The following is a 6232-nucleotide window of genomic DNA, read 5'->3' as shown; positions in this document are numbered from 1 at the left end:
GGTTGATGAAGTACTGCCTGAACAACCCATGCGTCAGTGGGTGTTGAGCTTCCCGTTTCAGCTGCGTTTCCTGTTTGCCAGCCGGCCCGAGATCATGGGGTGGGTGCTGGGCATCGTTTACCGCGTCATTGCCACGCACCTGGTCAAGAAAGCGGGCCATACCCACCAAGTGGCCAAGACGGGCGCGGTCACCCTGATCCAGCGTTTTGGATCGGCGCTCAATCTGAATGTTCACTTCCACATGCTGTTTCTCGACGGTGTGTATGTCGAGCAATCCCACGGCTCAGCGCGTTTCCGCTGGGTCAAGGCGCCGACCAGCCCAGAGCTCACCCAGCTGACGCACACCATCGCCCACCGGGTGGGTCGCTATCTGGAACGGCAAGGCCTGCTGGAACGGGATGTCGAAAACAGCTATCTGGCCTCGGATGCGGTGGATGACGACCCGATGACACCCCTGCTGGGGCACTCGATCACTTACCGTATCGCTGTCGGTTCACAGGCGGGGCGAAAGGTGTTCACTTTGCAAACTCTGCCGACCAGTGGTGATCCGTTCGGTGACGGGATTGGCAAGGTAGCCGGGTCCAGCCTGCACGCCGGCGTGGCGGCCAGGGCCGATGAACGCAAGAAGCTCGAACGGCTGTGCCGGTACATCAGCCGCCCGGCGGTATCCGAGAAGCGGCTGTCGTTAACACGAGGCGGCAACGTGCGCTACCAGCTCAAGACGCCGTACCGGGACGGCACCACGCACGTCATTTTCGAACCATTGGATTTCATTGCAAGGCTGGCCGCCCTGGTACCGAAGCCCAGAGTCAACCTAACCCGCTTCCACGGGGTGTTCGCACCCAACAGTCGGCACCGGGCGTTGGTCACGCCGGCAAAACGGGGCAGGGGCAACAAGGTCAGGGTGGCTGATGAACCGGCAACACCAGCACAACGGCGAGCGTCGATGACATGGGCGCAACGGCTCAAGCGTGTTTTCAATATCGACATCGAGACCTGCAGCGGCTGCGGCGGCGCCATGAAAGTCATCGCCTGCATTGAAGACCCTATAGTGATCAAGCAGATCCTTGATCACCTGAAGCACAAAGCCGAAACCAGCGGGACCAGGGCGTTACCCGAAAGCCGGGCGCCACCGGCTGAGCTGCTCCTGGGTCTGTTTGACTGACGAGCCTGAAGGCCAACGATACCAATCAAAATGCTGCGTTCACAGCGCCGCGGCAGGGATCCGCCGTGCTGGTTGTCGGAAAAGGAGCCGCTAGTGGGAAAGAGGAGGGTAAATTTTCAGCGTTGCTGGCTCCCCGTCAGCCGGATTGGGTTGCATCGCAGGGGTGTCGAAAGAGTCAACTGCGGTCCAAAGCTGTTGGACTTGGGTGAAAAGGGCGTTTATTCTTCCTATACGTATGATTCAAACTGCAGATGAGTTACATTTGAAAGAAAAGGTGAAAAAACCAATTGAGAAATTATTGCATGTGCTTAATGCCTCAAATAAAAAATTAATTATTCAATACCGATCATTATGAAACTATCATTAATTGTTGCCATGGATAAAAATTTTGGCATTGGTAAAGACAACGATTTGTTATGGAAATTGCCGGCTGATATGAAATTCTTTAAAGAAACTTCAACAGGTCATGTAGTAATAACCGGACGTAAAAATTATGAATCTATTCCTGAGAAATTTAGACCCTTGCCAAATCGTGAAAATGCCGTTTTAACTCACCAAATCGGCTATCAAGCACCAGGAGCTCATGTCTTTTTTTCACTTACTGAATGTTTAGAGTTCTATAAAAATGAAACCGAAAGAACTGTTTTCATCATTGGTGGGGGACAAATTTATGCAGAAGTTATGCAGCGAAACATCCTTCAAGAAATGTATATCACACAAGTAGATGGAGTGTTTGACGCAGATACTTTTTTTCCTAAATTTTCTGAATCTGAGTGGAATAGTGAAACTGTACTGAAACAGGGTATTGATGAAAAACACGCTTTTGCTTTTGAAATAAAAAAATATACACGTAAATAACTCTAAAACTTACTGTTTTTGTTGAAATGTTTTGTATGTAACGGTTTCAAAACTTCAACGACCTTACTAACTTTGCCTCCTTATGATTTTATGTATAGCTGAAAAACCTTCTGTGGCAAAAGATATTGCCGAAGTAATTGGTGCAAAACAACGCAACAACGGCTTTTATGAAGGAAATGGCTATTGGGTAACCTGGACTTTTGGCCATCTGTGTACATTGAATGAACCCCATGATTACAAAGAAAATTGGAAATACTGGAAATTGGAAGATCTGCCAATTGTACCTAAAAAATTTGGCATTAAACTAATTGATAACGATGGAGTAAAAAGGCAATTTGCTGTTATTGAAAAATTGGTAGCATCTTGTTCTGAAGTCATCAATTGCGGGGATGCCGGGCAGGAAGGGGAGTTGATACAAAGATGGGTATTGGCACCTGGTCAAGAAAGCGGGCCATACCCACCAAGTGGCCAAGACGGGCGCGGTCACCCTGATCCAGCGTTTTGGATCGGCGCTCAATCTGAATGTTCACTTCCACATGCTGTTTCTCGACGGTGTGTATGTCGAGCAATCCCACGGCTCAGCGCGTTTCCGCTGGGTCAAGGCGCCGACCAGCCCAGAGCTCACCCAGCTGACGCACACCATCGCCCACCGGGTGGGTCGCTATCTGGAACGGCAAGGCCTGCTGGAACGGGATGTCGAAAACAGCTATCTGGCCTCGGATGCGGTGGATGACGACCCGATGACACCCCTGCTGGGGCACTCGATCACTTACCGTATCGCTGTCGGTTCACAGGCGGGGCGAAAGGTGTTCACTTTGCAAACTCTGCCGACCAGTGGTGATCCGTTCGGTGACGGGATTGGCAAGGTAGCCGGGTCCAGCCTGCACGCCGGCGTGGCGGCCAGGGCCGATGAACGCAAGAAGCTCGAACGGCTGTGCCGGTACATCAGCCGCCCGGCGGTATCCGAGAAGCGGCTGTCGTTAACACGAGGCGGCAACGTGCGCTACCAGCTCAAGACGCCGTACCGGGACGGCACCACGCACGTCATTTTCGAACCATTGGATTTCATTGCAAGGCTGGCCGCCCTGGTACCGAAGCCCAGAGTCAACCTAACCCGCTTCCACGGGGTGTTCGCACCCAACAGTCGGCACCGGGCGTTGGTCACGCCGGCAAAACGGGGCAGGGGCAACAAGGTCAGGGTGGCTGATGAACCGGCAACACCAGCACAACGGCGAGCGTCGATGACATGGGCGCAACGGCTCAAGCGTGTTTTCAATATCGACATCGAGACCTGCAGCGGCTGCGGCGGCGCCATGAAAGTCATCGCCTGCATTGAAGACCCTATAGTGATCAAGCAGATCCTTGATCACCTGAAGCACAAAGCCGAAACCAGCGGGACCAGGGCGTTACCCGAAAGCCGGGCGCCACCGGCTGAGCTGCTCCTGGGTCTGTTTGACTGACGAGCCTGAAGGCCAACGATACCAATCAAAATGCTGCGTTCACAGCGCCGCGGCAGGGATCCGCCGTGCTGGTTGTCGGAAAAGGAGCCGCTAGTGGGAAAGAGGAGGGTAAATTTTCAGCGTTGCTGGCTCCCCGTCAGCCGGATTGGGTTGCATCGCAGGGGTGTCGAAAGAGTCAACTGCGGTCCAAAGCTGTTGGACTTGGGTGAAAAGGGCGTTTATTCTTCCTATACGTGCCGCGTTCCAGGCGGCGACTATGAGGGCTATGTCGATGCCCATGTGCGCCGGCTGGAGGCGCTACGCCGGGCCGGTATCGTCGAGCGGATCGACGCCGACCAATGGCGCATCCCCGATGATCTGGTCAGCCGTGCCGCCGCCCATGACGCCGGCCGAGACAGTCAGGCCAGCGTTCGCGTCCTTTCCCCGGTCGATCTGAACAAACAGATCGGATCGGACGGCGCGACCTGGCTGGACCGGCGGCTGATCCACGGCGAGACGGCCGACCTTGCGCCAACCGGCTTCGGGCAACAAGTCCGCGAAGCCATGGACCAGCGCCGCGAGCACCATATCGAACAGGGCGACGCCACCCGCAGCCGGGACAGCCGCGTCTTCTACCGGCGCAACCTTCTCGCCATCCTGCGGGAGCGCGAGGTAGCCGGCGTCGGATCGGATATGGCTTTGAGTAAGGGCCTGCCGTTCCGCGCCGCCACGGACGGCGAGAGCGTCAGCGGCAAGTTTACCGGAACCGTGCATCTATCGAGCGGCAAGTTCGCCGTGGTCGAGAAATCCCATGAGTTCACCCTTGTCCCGTGGCGGCCGATCATCGACCGCCAACTCGGCCGCGAGGTTATGGGCATCGTGCAGGGCGGGTCGGTGTCGTGGCAGTTAGGGCGGCAGAGGGGGCTGGAACGCTGAGTGCGCCCATGCCGCATTGCGAAGCAAAAGATAATCGGATAAAATGTAGCAATTCATATTCGTAAGCGTGGAGTAATCAGATGGGAAATTCCAAGTCAGCAGACAAGTAAGCCGCAACAACCAGTATTGTTGTTGCGGCGCTCTGTAAGGCTAGTCTCATCTGATTGCTGACGAGCAGACGTCGCCCGGTATTCCTTAATCGAGGGTTGATTCGTCATGACCACCACACGCCCCGCGTGGGCCTATACGCTGCCGGCAGCACTGCTGCTGATGGCTCCTTTCGACATCCTCGCTTCACTGGCGATGGATATTTATCTCCCTGTCGTTCCAGCGATGCCCGGCATCCTGAACACGACGCCCGCTATGATCCAACTCACGTTGAGCCTCTATATGGTGATGCTCGGCGTGGGCCAGGTGATTTTTGGTCCGCTCTCAGACAGAATCGGGCGACGGCCAATTCTACTTGCGGGCGCAACGGCTTTCGTCATTGCGTCTCTGGGAGCAGCTTGGTCTTCAACTGCACCGGCCTTTGTCGCTTTCCGTCTACTTCAAGCAGTGGGCGCGTCGGCCATGCTGGTGGCGACGTTCGCGACGGTTCGCGACGTTTATGCCAACCGTCCTGAGGGTGTCGTCATCTACGGCCTTTTCAGTTCGATGCTGGCGTTCGTGCCTGCGCTCGGCCCTATCGCCGGAACATTGATCGGCGAGTTCTTGGGATGGCAGGCGATATTCATTACTTTGGCTATACTGGCGATGCTCGCACTCCTAAATGCGGGTTTCAGGTGGCACGAAACCCGCCCTCTGGATCAAGTCAAGACGCGCCGATCTGTCTTGCCGATCTTCGCGAGTCCGGCTTTTTGGGTTTACACTGTCGGCTTTAGCGCCGGTATGGGCACCTACTTCGTCTTCTTCTCGACGGCTCCCCGTGTGCTCATAGGCCAAGCGGAATATTCCGAGATCGGATTCAGCTTTGCCTTCGCCACTGTCGCGCTTGTAATGATCGTGACAACCCGTTTCGCGAAGTCCTTTGTCGCCAGATGGGGCATCGCAGGATGCGTGGCGCGTGGGATGGCGTTGCTTGTTTGCGGAGCGGTCCTGTTGGGGATCGGCGAACTTTACGGCTCGCCGTCATTCCTCACCTTCATCCTACCGATGTGGGTTGTCGCGGTCGGTATTGTCTTCACGGTGTCCGTTACCGCGAACGGCGCTTTGGCAGAGTTCGACGACATCGCGGGATCAGCGGTCGCGTTCTACTTCTGCGTTCAAAGCCTGATAGTCAGCATTGTCGGGACATTGGCGGTGGCACTTTTAAACGGTGACACAGCGTGGCCCGTGATCTGTTACGCCACGGCGATGGCGGTACTGGTTTCGTTGGGGCTGGTGCTCCTTCGGCTCCGTGGGGCTGCCACCGAGAAGTCGCCAGTCGTCTAACCGACGACTGGTAGCAGGCCCGCTCCGATGCGGCGCACTAACCATCGAAACCTCGTGAATGTCGGTATCCTGTCTGGCAGGATACCGCTCATTTCCCTTGTTCAGTTCATCGCCGTCGCCGAGCATCTGAATTTTCGGCATGCGGCCAAGGCACTTGGTATCAGCCAGTCGAGCGTCAGCGCGCGTGTGAAAGCGCTGGAGGATAACCTTGGTGTCCTGCTATTTGAGCGCCATGCGCGGGGCGTTCGGCTAACAGACGCAGGCAGGCACTTCATGGAGCGTGTCACGGCGGGTGTCGATCAACTCGATCACGCAGTGAAGACCGCGGAGTGACGGGCACTGGCTGGCAATGTCTAGCAACGGCAGGCATTTCGGCTGAGGGTAAAAGAACTTTCCGCTAAGC

At 55.7% G+C, this 6232-nt stretch carries 5 protein-coding genes and 2 pseudogenes; all 7 read left to right on the top strand.

The window, feature by feature from the left end; genetic code table 11:
- Positions 1-1165, top strand: a 1165-nt coding sequence (locus tag R7H07_RS23790) for an IS91-like element ISVsa3 family transposase (protein WP_000320694.1), incomplete at its 5' end; no start/stop codon positions are given.
- Between the two features lie 345 nt (positions 1166-1510).
- Positions 1511-2023 (top strand): dihydrofolate reductase, encoded by a 513-nt coding sequence (locus R7H07_RS23785; RefSeq protein WP_086371372.1) that lies wholly within the window; start codon positions 1511-1513, stop codon positions 2021-2023.
- An 82-nt stretch (positions 2024-2105) separates the two neighbouring features.
- Positions 2106-2441: pseudogene (locus R7H07_RS23970) on the top strand (toprim domain-containing protein); the annotation flags it as partial.
- A gap of 13 nt (positions 2442-2454) precedes the next feature.
- Positions 2455-3483: pseudogene (locus R7H07_RS23780) on the top strand (IS91-like element ISVsa3 family transposase); the annotation flags it as partial.
- A gap of 30 nt (positions 3484-3513) precedes the next feature.
- The gene (locus R7H07_RS23775; RefSeq protein WP_001447541.1) at positions 3514-4398 is read left to right on the top strand and encodes a DUF3363 domain-containing protein; all 885 of its coding nucleotides are present in this window, start codon (positions 3514-3516) and stop codon (positions 4396-4398) included.
- Positions 4399-4614: 216 nt separating this feature from the next.
- Complete coding sequence (gene floR, locus R7H07_RS23770; protein ID WP_023300759.1) at positions 4615-5829, top strand: chloramphenicol/florfenicol efflux MFS transporter FloR; 1215 nt, start codon at positions 4615-4617, stop codon at positions 5827-5829.
- A 27-nt stretch (positions 5830-5856) separates the two neighbouring features.
- Positions 5857-6162, top strand: coding sequence for a LysR family transcriptional regulator (locus tag R7H07_RS23765; protein ID WP_001255015.1), 306 nt, complete (start codon positions 5857-5859; stop codon positions 6160-6162).
- The last annotated feature ends 70 nt before the right edge of the window (positions 6163-6232 follow it).

The organism is Vibrio sp. Vb1127 (assembly GCF_033338735.1).
Taxonomy (GTDB): Bacteria; Pseudomonadota; Gammaproteobacteria; order Enterobacterales; family Vibrionaceae; genus Vibrio; species Vibrio alginolyticus.
This window is presented reverse-complemented; position numbering and strand designations above follow the sequence as displayed.